Annotated in this window: 20 protein-coding genes; 15 read left to right on the forward strand and 5 right to left on the reverse strand. The window is 69.4% G+C overall.

Features of this window, described 5'->3' with window-relative positions; translation table 11 throughout:
* The first annotated feature begins 5 nt into the window (after positions 1–5).
* The 10 genes from ACIBGM_RS40780 (at position 6) to ACIBGM_RS40825 (ending at position 7,352) form a co-directional block, all read left to right on the forward strand.
* Positions 6–260 (forward strand): RNA-binding protein, encoded by a 255-nt coding sequence (locus ACIBGM_RS40780; protein WP_360526413.1) that lies wholly within the window; start codon positions 6–8, stop codon positions 258–260.
* 92 nt (positions 261–352) lie between these two features.
* On the forward strand, positions 353–901 hold the full coding sequence (gene rimM, locus ACIBGM_RS40785) for a ribosome maturation factor RimM (protein WP_360526386.1): 549 nt from the start codon (positions 353–355) through the stop codon (positions 899–901).
* Positions 901–2,100: a tRNA (guanosine(37)-N1)-methyltransferase TrmD gene (gene trmD, locus ACIBGM_RS40790; protein ID WP_396388600.1), complete on the forward strand. Its 1,200-nt coding sequence runs from the start codon at positions 901–903 to the stop codon at positions 2,098–2,100. Before rimM ends, trmD begins: the two co-directional genes overlap by 1 nt.
* Before the next feature lie 190 nt (positions 2,101–2,290).
* Positions 2,291–2,650, forward strand: coding sequence for a 50S ribosomal protein L19 (rplS, locus tag ACIBGM_RS40795; protein WP_360526380.1), 360 nt, complete (start codon positions 2,291–2,293; stop codon positions 2,648–2,650).
* A gap of 100 nt (positions 2,651–2,750) precedes the next feature.
* A complete protein-coding gene (gene lepB / locus ACIBGM_RS40800) occupies positions 2,751–3,419 on the forward strand; it encodes a signal peptidase I (protein WP_360526377.1) in 669 nt (222 codons plus the stop codon).
* Complete coding sequence (lepB, locus tag ACIBGM_RS40805) at positions 3,416–4,183, forward strand: signal peptidase I (RefSeq protein ID WP_360526374.1); 768 nt, start codon at positions 3,416–3,418, stop codon at positions 4,181–4,183. The genes lepB (ACIBGM_RS40800) and lepB (ACIBGM_RS40805) overlap by 4 nt, the downstream gene beginning before the upstream one ends.
* Positions 4,184–4,377: 194 nt before the next feature.
* A complete protein-coding gene (locus ACIBGM_RS40810; RefSeq protein ID WP_360526371.1) occupies positions 4,378–5,076 on the forward strand; it encodes a ribonuclease HII in 699 nt (232 codons plus the stop codon).
* Between the two features lie 76 nt (positions 5,077–5,152).
* Entirely contained in the window at positions 5,153–5,476 is a 324-nt protein-coding gene (locus ACIBGM_RS40815; protein ID WP_012922325.1) for a DUF2469 domain-containing protein, read from the forward strand.
* Positions 5,477–5,677: 201 nt separating this feature from the next.
* A complete protein-coding gene (locus ACIBGM_RS40820; RefSeq protein WP_360526368.1) occupies positions 5,678–6,286 on the forward strand; it encodes a sigma-70 family RNA polymerase sigma factor in 609 nt (202 codons plus the stop codon).
* Positions 6,279–7,352, forward strand: coding sequence for a CU044_5270 family protein (locus ACIBGM_RS40825; RefSeq protein WP_360526365.1), 1,074 nt, complete (start codon positions 6,279–6,281; stop codon positions 7,350–7,352). The genes ACIBGM_RS40820 and ACIBGM_RS40825 overlap by 8 nt, the downstream gene beginning before the upstream one ends.
* Positions 7,353–7,814: 462 nt before the next feature.
* On the opposite strand, the gene dprA is transcribed toward ACIBGM_RS40825, so the two are convergent.
* The 4 genes from dprA to ACIBGM_RS40845 all read right to left on the reverse strand — a co-directional run bounded on the left by dprA (position 7,815) and on the right by ACIBGM_RS40845 (position 12,706).
* A complete protein-coding gene (gene dprA, locus ACIBGM_RS40830) occupies positions 7,815–9,089 on the reverse strand; it encodes a DNA-processing protein DprA (RefSeq protein ID WP_360526362.1) in 1,275 nt (424 codons plus the stop codon).
* The gene (locus ACIBGM_RS40835) at positions 9,086–10,663 is read right to left on the reverse strand and encodes a YifB family Mg chelatase-like AAA ATPase (RefSeq protein WP_396388601.1); all 1,578 of its coding nucleotides are present in this window, start codon (positions 10,661–10,663) and stop codon (positions 9,086–9,088) included. Before ACIBGM_RS40835 ends, dprA begins: the two co-directional genes overlap by 4 nt.
* Positions 10,663–11,019, reverse strand: coding sequence for a YraN family protein (locus tag ACIBGM_RS40840; protein WP_360526359.1), 357 nt, complete (start codon positions 11,017–11,019; stop codon positions 10,663–10,665). The genes ACIBGM_RS40835 and ACIBGM_RS40840 overlap by 1 nt, the downstream gene beginning before the upstream one ends.
* Before the next feature lie 76 nt (positions 11,020–11,095).
* A complete protein-coding gene (locus ACIBGM_RS40845) occupies positions 11,096–12,706 on the reverse strand; it encodes an amino acid permease (RefSeq protein WP_360526356.1) in 1,611 nt (536 codons plus the stop codon).
* A gap of 136 nt (positions 12,707–12,842) precedes the next feature.
* Here ACIBGM_RS40845 and ACIBGM_RS40850 point away from each other — a divergent pair, with 136 nt between their 5' ends.
* The 3 genes from ACIBGM_RS40850 to ACIBGM_RS40860 all read left to right on the forward strand — a co-directional run bounded on the left by ACIBGM_RS40850 (position 12,843) and on the right by ACIBGM_RS40860 (position 14,850).
* Positions 12,843–13,784, forward strand: coding sequence for a tyrosine recombinase XerC (locus tag ACIBGM_RS40850; protein WP_396388602.1), 942 nt, complete (start codon positions 12,843–12,845; stop codon positions 13,782–13,784).
* 61 nt (positions 13,785–13,845) lie between these two features.
* A complete protein-coding gene (locus ACIBGM_RS40855; RefSeq protein ID WP_360526350.1) occupies positions 13,846–14,325 on the forward strand; it encodes an Rrf2 family transcriptional regulator in 480 nt (159 codons plus the stop codon).
* A 126-nt stretch (positions 14,326–14,451) separates the two neighbouring features.
* Positions 14,452–14,850: a VOC family protein gene (locus ACIBGM_RS40860; protein ID WP_360526347.1), complete on the forward strand. Its 399-nt coding sequence runs from the start codon at positions 14,452–14,454 to the stop codon at positions 14,848–14,850.
* Here ACIBGM_RS40860 and ACIBGM_RS40865 read toward each other — a convergent pair.
* A complete protein-coding gene (locus ACIBGM_RS40865; protein WP_360526344.1) occupies positions 14,847–15,593 on the reverse strand; it encodes a M23 family metallopeptidase in 747 nt (248 codons plus the stop codon). The genes ACIBGM_RS40860 and ACIBGM_RS40865 overlap by 4 nt on opposite strands.
* Positions 15,594–15,908: 315 nt before the next feature.
* Here ACIBGM_RS40865 and rpsB point away from each other — a divergent pair, with 315 nt between their 5' ends.
* The gene (rpsB, locus tag ACIBGM_RS40870; RefSeq protein WP_396388603.1) at positions 15,909–16,865 is read left to right on the forward strand and encodes a 30S ribosomal protein S2; all 957 of its coding nucleotides are present in this window, start codon (positions 15,909–15,911) and stop codon (positions 16,863–16,865) included.
* Between the two features lie 134 nt (positions 16,866–16,999).
* Positions 17,000–17,818, forward strand: a complete 819-nt coding sequence (gene tsf, locus ACIBGM_RS40875; RefSeq protein ID WP_360526338.1) for a translation elongation factor Ts — start codon at positions 17,000–17,002, stop codon at positions 17,816–17,818.
* Positions 17,819–17,844 lie beyond the last annotated feature (26 nt).

A 17,844-nucleotide genomic window follows, 5' to 3' on the forward strand; every position in this document is an offset into this window, starting at 1 on the left:
CCATGATGGAGACCGAGGCGCTCGAGCACCTGGTCCGGGGCATCGTGGACAACCCTGACGATGTCAGCGTCCGCTCGCGCAACCTGCGCCGGGGCCGCACCCTCGAGGTGCACGTGCACCCCGACGACATCGGCAAGGTGATCGGCCGCAACGGCCGGACCGCGACCGCGATCCGCACCGTGGTCGGCGCGCTCAGCGCCGAGTCGTCGCTGCGCATCGACTTCGTCGACGAGCTCAACCGGCGTGGTGGCCGGCGCTGACCTCGTAGCACTTCCGAAGGGCCGCACCCGTCGCGGGTGCGGCCCTTCGCCATATCCTCAGGTCAATCGTGAACGGCAGAAGGGTTGTACCGGTGTTGGTGACAGTCGGGCGGATCGGCCGGGCGCATGGGATCCGGGGCGAGGTCGGCGTGGACGTCCGGACGGACGAGCCGGACCGGCGGTTCGCCGACGGCGCCACCGTCGTCACGTCGTCGAAGACGCCCCGGACGCTCACCGTCCAGACCAGCCGGTGGCACAGCGGACGGCTGCTGGTGAAGTTCGCCGAGGTGCCGGACCGGACCGCGGCCGAGCAACTGCGCAACCTGTTCGTGCAGTCGGAGGTGGACAGCGACGAGCGCCCCGAGGACCCGGACGAGTACTACGACCGGGACCTGGTCGGCCTCGCCGTACGCACGGCTGACGGCACCGAGGCGGGTGAGGTGATCGACGTCGTACACCTGCCGTCGCAGGACCTGCTGGAGATCCGCCGGCCGGCCGGCAACGCCGTACTGGTGCCGTTGGTCGAGGAGCTGGTCCCGGAGCTCAACGTCGACAAGGGATACGTCGTGGTGGCGGACCGGCCCGGTCTGCTCGACCCGGAGGGCGCCGAGGTGGTTCCGACCGAGCCAGGCGCGGACTGATGAGGCTCGACGTCGTCACGATCTTCCCGGAGTACCTGGCCGCACTGGATCTGTCTCTGGTCGGCAAGGCGGCGAAGAGCGGCCTGCTCGACGTCAACCTGCACGACCTGCGCGAGTGGACCTACGACCGGCACCGGACCGTCGACGACACCCCGTACGGCGGTGGCGCGGGCATGGTGATGAAGCCGGAGCCCTGGGGCGAGGCTCTCGACGCCATCGCGCCTCCGGACGGGCCTGCGCAGCCCCGGCTGATCGTGCCGACGCCGGCCGGCCGGCCGTTCACGCAGGAACTCGCGTACGAGCTTGCCGCCGAGCCGTGGCTGGCGTTCGCGTGCGGTCGCTACGAGGGCATCGACGCGCGGGTCGCGTCGTACGCGGCGGAGCGGATGCGGGTCGACGAGGTCTCCATCGGGGACTACGTGCTGAACGGCGGTGAGGTCGCCGTACTGGTCATGGTCGAGGCGGTCGCGCGGCTGCTGCCCGGCGTGATCGGCAACCCGGAGTCGCTGGCGGAGGAGTCCCACTCGGGCGACGGGCTGCTCGAGTACCCGGTCTACACGAAGCCGCCGACCTGGCGCGGGCACGACGTACCGGATGTCCTGCTGTCCGGCAACCACGGCCTGATCGCGTCCTGGCGGCACGAGGAGTCGGTACGGCGTACTGCGGAGCGCCGGCCGGATCTGCTCGCGGCGTGGGGCGATGTGGTCGCGGGGAAGGACGATGCGACGTCGTACGTCCGGCTCCTGCCCGCCACCGCGGCCGACGCAGGGGAGATCCACACGCTCCAACTGGCTGCCTTCCTCGCCGAGGGCCGGCTGTACGACGACTACTCGATCCCTCCGCTGACCGACGACCCCGGCGCCACGGCCGCCCGGCTGGAGCGTGGCACCGTCCTGAAGGCCGTCGCCGGCACCCGCATCGTCGGCTCCGTCCAGCTCGTCGTCGACGGCTCGGTGGGCCACATAGAGCGCCTGGTGGTAGCTCCTGACTGGCAAGGCCGCGGCCTCGGCCTCCGGCTGCTGCGCGCCGCCGAACAACTCGCCCCCGCCGACGTGACGGACTACGCGCTGAGCACCGGTGACCGGAGTACCAGCAACCTGGCGCTCTACCGGAAGGCCGGTTACCGAGAGCAACGACGAGAGGCTCAGACTCCCAAGGTCGACCTTGTCCATCTCACGAAGCGTCGCCGTCGCCGCTGAGCGCTGGTCACCCGGCGCAGTCGGCCCCGGCTGATTTCGTCCCGGCTGGGGCGGTGTGGCAAGATTGTTCGCTGCTGCCCTTCGGTGCTCCTGCCACAGGGGGTGACCACCGACCGGCAGCGTTTTGATGACTTCATCACCACTGACATTCGTGGGTGACCTGTGGCACGCGCGAGGAAGAGAACACCTGATGAGCAACGTCCTGAACGAGCTCGACAACTCGAGCAAGCGCGACGACATCCCCTCCTTCCGCCCCGGTGACACCGTCAAGGTGCACGTCAAGGTCGTCGAGGGCAACCGGTCCCGCGTCCAGGTGTTCCAGGGTGTCGTGATCCGGCGCCAGGGTGGTGGCCTGCAGGAGACCTTCACGGTCCGCAAGGTCAGCTTCGGCGTCGGCGTCGAGCGGACCTTCCCGCTGCACACCCCGATCGTCGAGAAGATCGAGGTCGTCACCCGCGGTGACGTCCGCCGGGCCAAGCTGTACTACCTGCGCGAGCTGCGCGGCAAGGCGGCCAAGATCAAGGAGAAGCGCGAAGTTCCGGCCTCCTGAGCTAGCCTCACGACGACGGTCAGGTATGGCGCCGAGCACTGCGACTCGCGCTCGCCCGGTAGCCAAGAGGGCACGTCGCAGCAAGGGTCGTCATCGCAGGATGAAGCAGCGGAATCCGCTGCTCAGCCTGCTCATCGAGATGAGCACGGTCACCGTGCTCGCGCTCGTCATAACGGTCGTACTGCGCCTGTTCGTCGCCGAAGCGTTCTACGTACCGTCGGAGTCGATGTACGACACGCTCACCACCAACGACCGGATCCTGGCCGAGAAGATCAGCTACATGCACCGCGACGTCGATCGCGGCGACATCATCGTCTTCAAGGACCCCGGCAACTGGCTGAACGAGGAGCAGGCCGAGCCCGGCCCGTTCCGGTCGCTCGGTGAGTTCGTCGGCATCCTGCCGCGCAGCGGTGAGGGTCACCTGGTCAAGCGGGTGATCGGCATCGGCGGCGACCGGGTGATCTGCTGCGACCGGGCCGGGCGGATCACCGTGAACGGCATCCCGTTGGACGAGCGCGAGTACCTGCTCCAGGACGCCAAGCCGTCGTTGACGCCGTTCAACGTGGCGGTGCCGGCCGGTCACCTGTGGGTGATGGGCGACAACCGCGCCGAGTCCGCCGACTCCCGCGCCCACATGGGCGGCCCCGGCGGCGGATTCGTCCCGGTCGAGAACGTGGTTGGCCGGGCCTGTTGCGTAATCTGGCCGTCTGACCGGATGACGATGCTGCGTCCTCCGGAAACCTTCAAGAAGCCGGGGCTGAAGAAGTGACCGATACACCGACGAAGACGCCGGAGAAACCCGCTCACCGCTCGGGGTTCGCCGCGGCCGCCCGTGAGTTCGTCCTGATCGTGGTCGGGGCCCTCATCGTCTCGTCGATCCTGCGCGCGTTCGTCGGGCAGATGTTCATCATCCCGAGCGAGTCGATGGAGAACACCCTGCTGGTCGGCGACCGGGTCGTGGTGGAGAAGCTCACCGACGTCGAGCGCGGCGACGTGGTCGTCTTCGAGGACCCGGGCGGCTGGCTCGGCCCGGAGGAGAGCGGCCAGAAGCGCGGCTCGGTGGGCCGGTTCTTCGAGGTCGTCGGCCTGCTCCCGGACTCCAGCCACGGCCACCTGATCAAGCGCCTCGTCGGGATGCCGGGCGACAAGGTCGCCTGCTGCGACGAGAAGGGCCGGCTGCTGGTCAACGGCCAGCCGCTCGACGAGACCGCCTACCTGTACCCGGGTGACGCGCCGTCGCAGATGGACTTCCAGGTGACCGTCCCGGCCGGGCGGGTCTTCGTGATGGGCGACCACCGGTCCGCCTCCGGCGACTCCCGGGTCCACCTGAGCGACACCAGCGCCGACGGCGGCAGCACCGGCGACGCCGCCTTCGTCCCGATGGACAAGATCACCGGCCGCGCCGTCCTGGTCGTCTGGCCCGCCGGCCGCTGGTCCAAACTCGGCGTCCCCGACACCTTCAAGTCGGTCCCGGCGGCCACCCAGCCACCCCCCGACAAACCCTCCATCTCCCTCACCGCACCGCCGAAGTAATCGAGCCCCCCGGTGCCCCCAACCCCCACCCGCCCCCAGGCCCCGGCAGCCCCCTCACCCAACGCCAACCGCCCCCAGGTCGGGGGCGCTGACAGGCTCGCTGGGCGCCTGGCTGTGTGCGACTCACCCCGGGTGCCGCGGGGTCTGCGCGGGGTGCCTAGGGTTGGGGTTGTGGGTGGAGTTCGGAGGGCCGCATGAGTGTGATGCCCCGAGGCAGCACGGTGCGGCGGGACGCCGGTTTGTACGGGTACGAGCGCGCCCTGCGCCGCGTCGGCCTCGACCCGATCGCCGGCGTCGACGAGGCCGGCCGTGGACCCTGCGCCGGCCCGCTGGTCGCGGCCGCGGTGATCCTGCCGGACGGCAAGCGCGGCCAGATCCCCGAGCTCGCCGACTCCAAGCTCCTGACCGCCAAGGCCCGCGAGCGCTGCTACGACGAGATCCGCAAGCGCGCCCTGGCCTGGTCGGTCGTCGCCATCGAGGCCACCGAGTGTGACCGCCTCGGCATGCACGTGGCGAACGTCGAGGCGCTCCGGCGCGCGCTGTTCCGGCTCGACGTACGGCCGTCGTACGTGCTGACGGACGGCTTCGGCGTGGACGGTCTCGGCGTACCGGGCCTGGCGATCTGGAAGGGTGACCGCGTGGCGGCTTGTATCGCCGCGGCATCTGTGATTGCGAAAGTGACCCGCGACCGGGTGATGGAGCACTGGGACCAGGTGTACCCGCAGTACGGTTTCGGGATTCACAAGGGCTACTGCACGCCTGAGCACCAGGCGGCACTGGACGAATACGGCCCGTGCCCGCAACACAGACGGCGGTTCGAGAATGTCCGCCGCAGTCTGCGGCCCGATATGGGACAGAATGTGACCAGTCCCACCGGAGTGGAGAGCCTGTGAGTGAGCGTAGCGAGCGAACCGATAGCAGAGCCGCCCTCTGCGCTCATGCCGGAGCCGAGCGCAGCGAGGTAGAGGTATGAGCGCTGACGACCTCGAGAAGTACGAGACCGATATGGAGCTGCAGCTCTATCGGGAGTACAAGGACGTCGTCGGGATCTTCAAGTACGTCGTGGAGACCGAACGGCGCTTCTACCTGTGCAACGCGGTCGACCTGAAGGTCCGCACCGAGGGCGGTGACGTGTACTTCGAGGTGACGATGGCCGACGCCTGGGTCTGGGACGTCTACCGGTCCGCGCGCTTCGTGAAGAACGCCAAGGTCGTCACCTTCCGCGACGTCAACATCGAAGAGCTCGCCAAGTCCGACCTGGAAGTCCCCAAAGACTCCGACTTCGGCCGCTGACCCCACCCGGCCCACGGCGGGCTGCGTACGGCGGCGCTCGCCTCGCCCACCGCGGTGACCGGCCCGGCCGGGTCGCGCCTGTGCTCGTACACCTGGGACACACCTCGACACGCTTGCGGTGCTCAACTCGACCGCGCATTTGGGTGAGTGGGGAGCCGGCGTGAACGTTCGGGGCGTGTACGGGCAATCAGGGGTATGACAATGACCGACACGACCGAGTCCGTGGCTCGCGACCGACCGCCGCCCGACCCGACGGATGACCGGCCCGAGTTGGCGGGGCCGGCAGTGGCTGAGGAGTTTGCCCGGCTGTTCGACCAGCACGCCGTACCCATGCACAGGTACCTGGCGCGCCGGGTTGGCGCGGAGCAGGCGCACGACCTGGTCAGCGAGACGTTCCTGACCGCGTTCCGGCAGCGGCACACCTACGACCCGGCGACTGCCGCCGCGAAGGCTTGGCTGTACGGGATCGCGACCAACCTCGCCCGCCGACACGTCCGTCAGGAGGTCCGCGGCCTGCGCGCCACCGCGAGGGCCGGCCGCCGCGAACCCGACGACCTCGCCGCACACGACGGCCAGGTCGCCGAACGGGTCGACGCCCAGCAACTCGCCCGCCGGATCGCTCCTGCGATCGCGGACCTGTCCGAGGGCGATCGCGACGTACTGCTGCTCACCTCGTGGGCTGGACTGACCACGGTCGAGGTGGCGGACGCGCTGGGCATCCCGGTCGGGACCGTGCGCTCCCGCCTGCACCGAGTCCGCCGCCAGCTCCGCATCCTGACTGCCTCCGAGGAGGTTTCCGACCATGACTGACCTTCGCCCCACCGACAACCTCGACCGCGCGCTGTCGACGCTCCACGCCGACGTCGAGACCGATCCCGAGCGCATCGAACAGATCAGGGCCGCCTTCCTCGACGCCATGAGGCAGACCACCGATGAGCGCCCGGACCTCACGCCCGCCGCAAACGGTCGAACAACAGCGGTGGGCGTCAAGAAGCGCGGGCCGCGTCGACGGTGGCTGATCGCGGCCGCCGCGGCGATCGCACTCGTGGCCGGGGGAACGCTCTACACGTCGACGCTGACCGGCAGCTCGGCGGAGGCCAAGGTCGAGCTGGACGGCGCCGCGCAGCGGATCGCCGCGGCCAGCGACCCGGTCGTTGCGCCGGGCAAGTACCGCTACCTGGTCTGGCACGTCTGGAACAGGAACTACACGGAGACTCCTGGAGGCGGCCTGGAGTACCTGGAGGAGTCGGTGCGGGAGGTCTGGGTGCCGGCGGACATCCGCGGCACCTGGTACAGGCGAGACACAAGCACCGGACGCCACCAGTGGGTCAAGGGTTCCGACGAGGAAGCACGCAAGGCGGGCTTCACCTTCGACCGGTCCACCCAGACGGCGACGGCCAAGTGCGGCGCCTTCGAAGGCGGCGGACCGTGCGCCGAGAACGGCCGCTGGCAGGACCCGTCTCTCGAATGGATCGCCGGACTGCCCCGGGACCCGAACGCGCTGTATGAGCAACTGAAGAAGGACGGCACGATCGAAGGCAACGACCGCGGTGAGACTCAGCTGCTCGTCACGGCCCAAGACGCCCTCCAGACCGGCATGCTCCCCGCCGACCTTCGCGCCAGCCTGTACCGGGCCCTGGGCAACCTCAAGAACCTCAAGATCACTGACAAGGCAGCCAACCTGGACGGCCAGATCGGCATCGCCTACAGCAGCGACGACGGCTCCTCCCGCGAGGAGATCGTCATCGACCCCAAGTCCGGCGCCTACATCGGCTCCCGCGAAGTAGCCACCTCCGGCCGCAACCAAGGCCAAGTCCTCTCCTACAGGTCCTTCACCACCGCCACCGCCCCCGCCCCCTGGAAAGCCCCCCGCTAACCCCACCGCCCGATGGGCCCGCAACCAACCGGGCCCATCGGGCAGGTCCGCTCCCAGCACGGGCGATCGCCGCCGGAATCGTGCGCACTCGTGCCCTTGGGGCAGGTCCGGTATCAGCACGGGGATCGCCGTTGGATTCGTGAGCTCCGGGCCTATCGGGCATCGTGCTCAGTCAGCGCCGATGGTGAGGCCGGTTCCCGATTGATCGGCCCGGACGCGCCCTTGATGAAGTCGGGGCAGGTGCTCAGGCCCACTGGAAACCCCTGCTAACCCACTCCCGGATGGCTCCCGGCGCCCGGCCGGGGCCCATCGGTCGAGGTGCACCCTCGGCGCGGCTGGTTGTGTGGGCGTCTGCTGCCCACCCCAGTCGGCGAAGCCGGGAGCGGAGTGGCGGGACGGTCCGGCGTCTGCGTGGTGCGGTTGAGCGTGGGGGGAGGTGTCGGGTTCGGGTGGTGCTGGTTGTCATGGGGTGGGCGGGATTGGTGGTGGGGTGGTTGGGGGCAGGCGCCAGCCTGAGTCGTCGTGGTGGACGAGACCTTGGGCATCGAGGGCCTCCAGGGATTGTTGGGTGGTTTCCAGGTCCAGGCCTGCTGTGATGGCTATGCGGGCGGTCGGGGCCGGGGCCACCACGGGGACTGCGTCGAGGGTGCGGCGGAGGTCGTGGGCGAGATCGTCTGTGGGGGATTTGGGGGCCTGGGGGTACGGGGTCAGGCGGGTGCCTAGTGGGGAGATGGCTTCGATGATGTCGGCAACGTTGGTGACTAGTACGGCGTCGCGTTCGCGGACGAGGAGGTGGGCGCCTTCGGACATGCGGGAGGTGATGGGGCCCGGTACGGCGAGTACGGCGCGGCCGCATTGCTCGGCCCAGCCGGCACTGTTGAGGGCGCCGCTTCGGACAGCTGCTTCGATCACGACTGTGCCGAGGGTGGCCGCGGCGATCAGGCGGTTGCGGGCGAGGAAGCGCAACCTGGTGGGAGAGCAGCCCGGTGGCAGCTCGCTCACGACCAGTCCTTCCTCGACGATGCGGCTGAACAACGCCGAGTTGCGCCTCGGGTAGCTGACATCGGCGCCGCACGCGAGGACCGCCACCGTGACGCCTGAGCCGGCCAACGCACCACGGTGCGACGCCGCATCGATTCCGAATGCGCCGCCGGAGACCACCGTGATCCCGTTGTCCGACAGACCGGACGCCAGCTCAGCCGCGACATGTTCGCCGTACGACGAACTGGCACGAGCGCCGACCATCGCGACGGATCGCGTGAGCGCCTGGCGGAGATTTGCCGGGCCTCGAACCCATAGTCCGAACGGCACTCCGGCGCGGCGGCTCAGTTGCCCGGCTTCCGCAAGGATTTCGACCTGCTCAGGCCACTCGTCGTCGCCTGGGATCACGAACCGAACGCCGGATGCCGCAGCCCGCTCCAGGTCGCGCTCGGGGTTCGCCTCAGCGAAGCGGGTGGACCACCGCCCGAGGCCGGGAGCGCCGTGCTGCAGCAGTTTCCAGATCTCCAGCGCCTCCATCCCGTCGAAGGCCTGCAGCGCCGCCAGATCGCCGGGCTCGACCACTCGAGACAGCCCGACCCGAGCCAGTCGCTCGTCATCGCTCGGTCCGCTGACGGCCGACTTCGGCGAACCGCCCGTCCCGCCGACGCCGGCTCGGCCCAGCTGAGCCACGGCGGTCTGAGCCACCTCCGACGAGGTCGGGCGGAGGTCGGAGTTGGGTGTGCAGTTGGGGGTCATGCGGCTGTTCCTTTGAGGGGGCGGAGGTCGGTCAGGTCGGTGAGGGGCTCGCCGCTGCGGAGTTGGAAGGCTTGGTGGGTGAGCTCGGCCGTGGGTCTGTCGATGCCCAGGAGGTCGGCCAAGGTCCAGGCCAGGCGGACGACTCGGTCGAAGCCGCGGGCGGTGATGCGGCCGGCGGCGTACAGGTCCTCGAGCATTTTGTGGCTGGCGGCATCCAACGGGAACTCGCGGCGGAGCACCGGGCCGGGGATCTCGCTGTTGAGGATCCAGCCGGTGTCGCGGTACCGGTGTGCCTGCCGGTCTCGGGCCGCCTTCACCCGCTCGGCGACGACCGCCGTCGACTCGGACTTCTCCCCGTCGGCGACGGCCCGCGCGGCCGGCAGGATCTGGCGCTGGATATCGAGCCTGTCCTTGATCGGTCCGCTGATCCGTTGCCGGTAGCGCGCGAGCACCTGCGGCGTACACGTGCAGATGCCACGTGTCGTGCCGGACAGGCCGCAGGGACAGGGATTGGCCGCGAGCACGAGCATGAATCGCGCCGGGAACTTCGCGACAGCGGCCGACCGGTGGACCTCGATGTAACCCGATTCCAGCGGCTGGCGCAGCGTGTCCAGCGTCAGCGGATGCATCTCGGGAGCCTCGTCGATGAAGAGGATCCCGCGGTGCGCGCAACTGATCGCACCCGGCCGCGGCATCCCGGAGCCGCCGCCGACCAGACTCGACAGGGACGCGGTGTGGTGCGGCGCGATGAACGGCGGACGGACCACTAGCTCGGCATCGCTGGTGAGCAGTCCCGCCAGCGAGTGCACGGCCGAGACCTCAAGTGAGTCGTCCGTGCTCAGATCCGGCATCAGCCCGGCCAATCGCTCCGCCAGCATCGTCTTGCCCGATCCCGGCGGACCATGCAGGAACAGGTGATGACCGCCCGCTGCCGCAGCCTCGATCGCCCGCCGTCCTTCGCGTTGACCGATCACATCGTCCAGGTCCACCTCGGGCACCCGTGTCAGCGACTCGGACAACAGCCGCGGCTCGGCACGTGGTGGCGCCTCGTCCGGGATCTCGGCGCCGCGCAGCATCGCCAGTACTTGTCGCAGCGACCGAACGCCGTACACGTCGATGCCAGGAACCAGCCGGGCTTCACCCGCATTCAGCTCCGGTACGACGATGCGCGCGAAGCCGGACCGCGCCGCAGCCAGAGTCATCGCCAGCGCGCCACGGACCTCGCGGACCCGCCCGTCGAGCCCGAGCTCGCCGATCATGGCGGAGTTGCGCAACGACTCGACCTCGATGACGCCGGCAGCCGCCAGAAGCGAACACGCGATCGCGACGTCGTAGTGCGAACCCGTCTTGGGCAGCGTCGCCGGTGAGAGCCCGATGGTGACCTTGCGGTCGGGGAATCGCTCGCCGCTGTTCACCACCGCGGCCCGGACCCGATCGCGCGCCTCGGACAGCGACGCGTCGGGCAGGCCGATCAGCGTTGTCTTGGGCAGGCCTTGTGCGATGTCGGTCTCGACCTCGACGAGGTGCCCTTCGAGGCCGACCAGCGCGACCGACCACGTCTGTGCGAGGGGCATCAGACCGCGCCCCTGACGTGGTCCACACGCGGCGGAGTGTTGTGGTCGAACAGGACGGCGACGATGTCGATCCGGATCGCCGCAGGCTTGAGCTGGTGGGTCTGCAGCCAGCGCCCGGCCAGCTTCCGCAGGGTCGTCAGCTTGCGGTAGGTGATCGACTCGAGCGGGCTGCCGTAGTTGAGCCCGCGACGAGTCTTCACCTCGCAGACGACGAGCGCGTCGCCCTCTCGCGCGACGATGTCGATCTCGCCCAGCTCGCAGCGCCAGTTGCGCTCGAGGATGACGAAACCTTCGGTCGTCAGATACCTCGCGGCGAGATCTTCGCCGTACTGCCCGACTGTCTTCCTGGTCCGCATCGGTGACCACCTCCGGCTAAGAACATGCCGGGATCAGGCACCGATTTCGGAGGTGACTTTTCGGGCTGTGGAGAACTCAGCTGCGCATGTGCTTGCCGCGGGTCGGCTTCTGCGGCGGGGTCCGGACGGCACGAAGCTCGCTCTCCGGGCGGATCGCCTGCAGACCTCCGGTGCCGGGGTCGGTGTCGCCGAGGTCGAAGTCCCAGCTGTCCTCGTTCGCGAGCCGGCTGTGCCAGCGCCCGTACAGGCCGTAGATCAGCATGCCGACGAGCATCCAGATGCCGAACTTGGTCCAGGTGCTCGTCTTCAGGTTGAGCATCAGCCACACCGTCGAACCCAGCGACACGAGCGGGACCAGCGGCACCAGCGGCACCCGGAAACCACGCTCGAGGTTCGGCTCCGACCGGCGCAAGGTCAGTACGCCGATCGCACAGAATGCGAAGCAGAACAGCGCTCCGATGACCAGCAACTCTTCCAGCTCGAGCACTTGCGGGTAGAGCGTCAGGGCCAACGCGGCGAAGCCGGCTGCGGCGGCCGCACGGGCGGGGGAGGAGTACACGCGGCTGACTCGGCCGAGGCTCTTCGGCAGCAGGCCGTCACGACCCATGTTGAACAGCACGCGGCTCTGCGCGATGAGTACCACCATGATCACCGTCATCAGCGCCAGCAGTGCGCCTAGGTTGACCACCTTTGCGGCCCAGCCGACCCCGACTGCGGCCATCGCCTCCGACACCGGTGCGCTGCCGCCGAGCTCGCCGTACGGGCGCATGCCGACCAGGACGACGGCCATCGCGATGTACAGGATCGTGACGGCGCCGACGCCGAGCAGCATGCCCTGCGGGACCGTCTTGCGCGGGCTGCGCGCGTCCTCCGACGCGGTCGCGATCAGGTCGAAGCCGATGTAGGCGAACACGATCGAGCTCGCCGCGGTGAAGATACCCATCATGCCGAACGAGCCGAACGACGAGTCGAGGATCCAGCCGAGCAACGTCGGACTGGCCGTCGCGGGCGCGGCCCGGGCCATCGGCACGAAGGGCGAGTAGTTGTCGGTGTTGATGTGCATCGCGCCGACCACGATGACCAGCAGGATCACCGCGACCTTCGCGATCACCACGACCGTCAGCACCCGGGCCGACAGCTTCGTCCCGGTGACGACCATCGCGGTGAGGATCAGCAGGAGCAGCGGCGCGACCAGGTTGACCTTCGCGTCCGGCCCGAAGAACTGCGCGACTCCGGCGGGCAACGTCACACCGAATCCGTCGAGTGTCGCCAGGAAGTACGCCGACCAGACGCGGGCGACGATCGCGGCCGCGGTGACCAGCTCGAGCACGAGCGCCCAGCCGACCAGCCAGGCCCACATCTCGCCGAACGTCACATAGCTGAAGGTGTACGCGCTACCCGAGACCGGAATCGTGGACGACAGCTCGGCGTAGCAGGCCGCGGCCAGCACACACACGATCGCGGCGATCACGAACGACAGGATCACGGCCGGACCGGCGACCTTGGCCGCCTGGTTGCCGCTGATGCTGAAGATGCCGGACCCGATCATCACGCCCAGGCCAAGTACAACCAGGTCGCGACGACCGAACAGGCGCGGCAGACGGTGCCGCGCGTCCTCGACTCGAGTGAACGCCGACTCGACCGGCAGGCGCCGGCCTACGGTCTGTCCGTTCGCTGAGGGGGCCATGGTCAGGGGTGCCTCCGTTGCTACTAGGGCAATCGGGCCGAACAGTAGTCGACCGTCGGGCTGCGGACCAGACCTCCTCTCCTCGGCCCCCGCGCGGTGCCTTGCGATGCCGGGTCTGCTCCCGCATGGTCGAGGCATGGCGCCGGACGATGTCGGTACGACCCCTTCCTGGCCGGAAGGTTTCACAGCGTTACTGACCGACTACGAACGGCATCTGACGGCGGAAAGAGACCTCAGCAGACATTCGGTCAGAGCGTACCTTGGCGACGTCGCGGATTTACTCGAACATTTGATTCGGCTTGGTCACGATGATCTCGACGGCCTGGACATCCGCGGGCTGCGGTCCTGGCTGGCCAAGCAGCAGAGCCTCGGGAAGTCGCGCAGCACGATGTCGCGCCGCGCGACGGCCGCGCGGGTCTTCACCGCCTGGGCACAGCGAACCGGCCGGATCAGCACCGATCCCGGCGCCCTGCTCGCGAGTCCGCGCCCGCACAAGAGCCTGCCCGGCGTCCTCGGACAGGCGGACACCCGCGCAGTCCTGGACGCGGCAGCCGTAGCGGCTGACGACGGCAGCCCGATCGGGCTGCGCGACCTGGCGATCATGGAACTGCTGTACGCGACCGGGATCCGCGTCGGCGAACTCTGCGCGCTCGACGTCGATGACGTCGACCCGTCGCGCCGGGTGGTCCGCGTCTTCGGCAAGGGCCGGAAGGAGCGGTCGGTCCCGTACGGCGTGCCGGCCGAAGCCGCCCTCCGTCGTTGGCTCGACGAGGCGCGGCCGCAGCTGGTCCGGCAGGGGAGCGGGCCTGCGGTGTTCCTCGGCGCTCGCGGGGGCCGCATCGATCAGCGCGCAGTACGGCGGCTCGTCCACGAGCGGATCAACGTCGTCGACGCCCCTGACCTGTCACCGCACGGCCTGCGCCACACTGCCGCAACGCATTTGCTGGAAGGCGGTGCGGACCTACGCAGCGTCCAGGAGCTCCTCGGTCACGCGTCGCTGGCGACGACGCAGATCTACACACACATCTCCACCGACCGTCTTCGCAAGGCCTACGAGCAGGCCCACCCACGGGCCTGAGCCCGAGTGTCTGTGGGTGGGGTACGGCGCGGGTACGGGGGAATGCGGCAGACTGCGGGGCATGCGGGTTTCGGCGAAGTCTGACTATGCGTTGCGAGCGCTGATCGAGATCACTCAGCGCTGGGTGGCCAACGACCCCTCGGTCGTGTCGGCCGAGGAGCTCAGTCGCGCCCAGGGAATCCCGCACGGCTTCCTGCAGGGAATCCTCGCCGACCTCCGGCGGGCGGGGATCCTGGCCAGTCAGCGCGGGCAGTCCGGCGGGTGGAAGCTGGCCGTGGATCCGAACGAGATCTCCGTCGCCGACGTGATGCGCGCAGTGGACGGCCCGATCGTCAGCATCTCCGGCGTCCGGCCCGAGAGCGTCGCGTACAACGAGCGCGCCGTCGTGCTGCAGCGGGTCTGGATCGCCGCCCGGGCGAGCCTGCGGGACGTGCTCGAGCACACCACGCTGACCGATCTGGCCAAGAACAAGCTCCCGGCCGGCGTCGAGCGCCGCTCCCGCGACGAGGACGCCTGGCAGGCCCGCGTCCCCGGCAGCTGACACCCGCAGGGTTCCGGCAGCTGACATCTGCACGGTCCCGGTAGTTGTCGGCCAGGTGGCGTGCCGTCGCCGGAGCTTGGTGTTAAAGTGTTGGCTTATATAAGCGGATACTTTAGGAGGAGAGAGATGGCTGGACAGAAGATCACCACGTTCCTGATGTTCGAGGGCGCGGCCGAAGAGGCGCTGACCTTCTACCTCTCGCTCTTCGACGACGCGGAGATCGTCTCGATCTCCCGCTACGGCGCCGAAGGGCCGGGGCCCGAGGGGTCGGTGATGCATGCGCTCTTCCGGCTCGCCGGGCAGGAGTTCATGTGCATCGACAGCTTCGTGAAGCACGACTTCACGTTCACACCGGCGGTCTCGCTGTACGTCGACTGCGCTGACGAGGGCGAGATCGATCGCCTGTACGCCGCGTTGTCCGAGAAGGGCGCGGTGCTGATGGAGCTCGGCGACCACGGCTTCAGCCGCAAGTTCGGCTGGATCAACGACCGGTTCGGAGTCTCCTGGCAGCTCAACCTCGCCTAGTGCCGCCTGATCATCAGGCCGGCAGCAAGAGTCAGCGCAGCCGCGGTCGCAACCACTGCCGCCGCGACTCGCTCGCCACGCGGCCGGGGCGCTGGGACGTCGGCCGCCGGCCGAGTTGCCACACGAGCCGACCGTTGGCCTGACCCGCCAGCCTGAGCCGTCGCGAGCCGGGGCGCCCGTCCGGCGTCACCCGGAAGGTCCGCTTGTCGAGCGGGCACGTCGGCTGGTTGGGGCGGGTGCGCATTGGGTGGCATCGAGGCGGCGGTGAGGGGTAGGAGGCGGACCGGTCGGTCGGGGAGGAGCGTCAGCGGGTTGAGGTACTGCTTGCCCTGGACGAGGCCCCAGTGCAGGCAGGTCGCTGGAGCGCAGTGCGAGCCTGCGGCCGAGAGGCGACCGATCACGGTCCCAGGCGTGACGCTCGTGCCCACAGGGACACCGGCCACGACCGGCTCGTACGTCGTACGCCGTACGCCCGTGGTGACCACGATGACACCGCGGCCGGCGAGCTGGCCGGCGTACGTGATCGTGCCCGCGGTCGCCGCGCGCACAGATTGACCGGGGGACCCGGACAGGTCGACGCCGCGGTGGCCCGGGAGCCAGGGTTTGGCCGGGAGATCGAAGCCGCGCACGACCGGGGGTCGTGGCGTCAACGGCCAGACGGCAGGATCCGGCGCCGCCGCGACCGGAGCGACGGGCGCCAGGGCGGGAGCCAAGGGGGTCAGAAGGCTGAGCAGAATCTTCATGCCTGGAACATGCCGCGAAACGGACCGCTCACGGACGGTGAGTTCGGGGCCTGTGGACAACCGGTCCCCGGTTCGCATCCGTCCCCGCCCGTCCCGTACACTTCCGGTGGCGTCCCATGTGAGTGGGACGACTACGCATGCCCGCACAACAGTGCGTCCTCCTCGGTCCCGGCTGACCCCGGGATGAGGCCGTACGACGGGCATCAGGAGTGGTGGACCACCCGGCCCACCGCTGACAACCGAGTAGGCCCGGAACAGACGCCCGGGCCGAAAAAGGCCCGGATGAGCGCCCGGGCCGACAGGAGGAAACACCTCATGGCCGTCGTGACCATGAAGCAGCTGCTCGAGAGCGGCGTGCACTTCGGGCACCAGACCCGGCGCTGGAACCCGAAGATGAAGCGCTACATCCTCACCGAGCGCAACGGCATCTACATCATCGACCTGCAGCAGTCGCTGTCGTACATCGACCGCGCCTACGAGTTCGTCCGGAGCACTGTCGCCTCCGGTGGCTCGATCCTGTTCGTCGGCACCAAGAAGCAGGCCCAGGAAGCGATCGCCGAGCAGGCGACCCGGGTCGGCATGCCGTACGTGAACCAGCGCTGGCTGGGCGGCATGCTCACCAACTTCCAGACCGTGAACAAGCGGCTCCAGCGGCTCAAGGAGCTCGAGCTCATCGACTTCGACGACGTGGCCGCCTCCGGCGTCACCAAGAAGGAGCTGCTGCAGAAGCGGCGCGAGCACGACAAGCTGCTGAAGACCCTCGGCGGTATCCGCGACATGGCCCGGGTTCCGGCCGCCGTGTGGATCGTGGACACCAAGAAGGAGCACCTCGCCGTCGACGAGGCGCGCAAGCTGAAGCTGCCGATCATCGGCATCCTGGACACCAACTGCGACCCGGACGAGGTCGACTTCCCGATCCCGGGCAACGACGACGCGATCCGCTCGGTCGGCCTGCTGACCCGCGTGGTCGCCGACGCCGTCGCCGACGGCCTGATGTCGCGTGGTGGCCAGGGCGCCGCCGCGGCCGGTGAGGAGCTGGGCGCCGAGGAGCCGCTGGCCGCCTGGGAGCGCGAGCTGCTGGAGAGCCAGAACGGCACCGCCGAGGCGAAGACCGACGCGCCGGCCGCCGACGCCAAGGCCGAGGCCCCCAAGGCTGACGAGACCGCGAAGGCCGACGACGCCCCGAAGGCCGAGGAGACCCCGGCCGCCGAGGCTCCAAAGGCTGACGAGGCCCCGAAGGCTGACGAGGCCCCGAAGGCCGACGAGGCCTGACAGCCCCTGGATGCCGCCCGGCCCACGCCGGGCGGCACCCGACCCCAAGCAGCAGCCTGACTGGCGCGCACGCCGGGCCACCCTGCACGCCGCCCATCCAGCCGCACCGCACCGACAAGACGAGAGAACGAGGAATGGCGAACTACACCGCCGCTGACGTGAAGAAGCTCCGCGACGCCACCGGCGCGGGCATGATGGACGCGAAGAAGGCGCTCGAGGCGACCGACGGCGACTTCGAGAAGGCGATCGAGGAACTGCGCATCAAGGGCGCGGCCAAGGCCGCCAAGCGTGGCGCCGAGCGCTCCGCCACCAACGGCCTGGTGGCCGCGGCGGAGAACGCGCTGGTCCAGCTCAACTGCGAGACCGACTTCGTCGCCAAGAACGAGCAGTTCCAGCAGCTGGCCGCCGACATCGTCGCGCACGCCGCCGCGAGCAAGGTGGGCGACATCGAGGGCCTGCTCGGCGAGAAGCTGGCCGACGGCAAGAGCGTCGCCGAGAACATCGAGGCGCTGGCCTCGGTGATCGGCGAGAAGCTCGAGCTCGGCAAGGTGGCCGTGTTCGACGGCCAGGTGACGGCGTACATGCACAAGCGCGCCGCGGACCTGCCGGCTCAGGTCGGCGTCCTGGTCGAGTTCGAGGGCGACAACGTCGAGGCCGCCCGTGGCGCCGCCATGCAGGCCGCCGCGATGCGCCCGCTGTACACCACCCGCGACGAGGTCCCGGCCGACACGGTCGAGAACGAGAAGCGGATCGCCGAGGCGACCGCTCGCGAGGAGGGCAAGCCGGAGCAGGCGCTGCCGAAGATCGTCGAGGGCCGGGTGAACGGCTTCTTCAAGGAGGTCGTGCTGCTCGAGCAGGCGTCGGTCCAGGAGAGCAAGAAGACCGTGAAGGCCGTGCTCGACGAGGCCGGCGTGACCGTGAAGCGGTTCGCCCGCTTCGAGGTCGGCGCCTGAGGCCCTGGCCGACTGAGGACAGCACG

It is taken from the genome of Kribbella sp. NPDC050470 (genome assembly GCF_044458365.1).
Classification (GTDB): Bacteria; Actinomycetota; Actinomycetes; order Propionibacteriales; family Kribbellaceae; genus Kribbella.

What these genes read in the sequence shown, in the direction of transcription:
- ACIBGM_RS40780 (WP_360526413.1), top strand. Translation starts at nt 6, where the DNA reads ATGGAGACCGAGGCGCTCGAGCACCTGGTCCGGGGCATCGTGGACAAC.
- trmD (WP_396388600.1), top strand. Translation starts at nt 901, where the DNA reads ATGAGGCTCGACGTCGTCACGATCTTCCCGGAGTACCTGGCCGCACTG.
- rplS (WP_360526380.1), top strand. Translation starts at nt 2,291, where the DNA reads ATGAGCAACGTCCTGAACGAGCTCGACAACTCGAGCAAGCGCGACGAC.
- lepB (WP_360526377.1), top strand. Translation starts at nt 2,751, where the DNA reads ATGAAGCAGCGGAATCCGCTGCTCAGCCTGCTCATCGAGATGAGCACG.
- ACIBGM_RS40810 (WP_360526371.1), top strand. Translation starts at nt 4,378, where the DNA reads ATGAGTGTGATGCCCCGAGGCAGCACGGTGCGGCGGGACGCCGGTTTG.
- ACIBGM_RS40815 (WP_012922325.1), top strand. Translation starts at nt 5,153, where the DNA reads ATGAGCGCTGACGACCTCGAGAAGTACGAGACCGATATGGAGCTGCAG.
- ACIBGM_RS40820 (WP_360526368.1), top strand. Translation starts at nt 5,678, where the DNA reads ATGACCGACACGACCGAGTCCGTGGCTCGCGACCGACCGCCGCCCGAC.
- ACIBGM_RS40825 (WP_360526365.1), top strand. Translation starts at nt 6,279, where the DNA reads ATGACTGACCTTCGCCCCACCGACAACCTCGACCGCGCGCTGTCGACG.
- dprA (WP_360526362.1), bottom strand. Translation starts at nt 9,089, where the DNA reads ATGACCCCCAACTGCACACCCAACTCCGACCTCCGCCCGACCTCGTCG.
- ACIBGM_RS40835 (WP_396388601.1), bottom strand. Translation starts at nt 10,663, where the DNA reads ATGCCCCTCGCACAGACGTGGTCGGTCGCGCTGGTCGGCCTCGAAGGG.
- ACIBGM_RS40840 (WP_360526359.1), bottom strand. Translation starts at nt 11,019, where the DNA reads ATGCGGACCAGGAAGACAGTCGGGCAGTACGGCGAAGATCTCGCCGCG.
- ACIBGM_RS40845 (WP_360526356.1), bottom strand. Translation starts at nt 12,706, where the DNA reads ATGGCCCCCTCAGCGAACGGACAGACCGTAGGCCGGCGCCTGCCGGTC.
- ACIBGM_RS40850 (WP_396388602.1), top strand. Translation starts at nt 12,843, where the DNA reads ATGGCGCCGGACGATGTCGGTACGACCCCTTCCTGGCCGGAAGGTTTC.
- ACIBGM_RS40855 (WP_360526350.1), top strand. Translation starts at nt 13,846, where the DNA reads ATGCGGGTTTCGGCGAAGTCTGACTATGCGTTGCGAGCGCTGATCGAG.
- ACIBGM_RS40860 (WP_360526347.1), top strand. Translation starts at nt 14,452, where the DNA reads ATGGCTGGACAGAAGATCACCACGTTCCTGATGTTCGAGGGCGCGGCC.
- ACIBGM_RS40865 (WP_360526344.1), bottom strand. Translation starts at nt 15,593, where the DNA reads ATGAAGATTCTGCTCAGCCTTCTGACCCCCTTGGCTCCCGCCCTGGCG.
- rpsB (WP_396388603.1), top strand. Translation starts at nt 15,909, where the DNA reads ATGGCCGTCGTGACCATGAAGCAGCTGCTCGAGAGCGGCGTGCACTTC.
- tsf (WP_360526338.1), top strand. Translation starts at nt 17,000, where the DNA reads ATGGCGAACTACACCGCCGCTGACGTGAAGAAGCTCCGCGACGCCACC.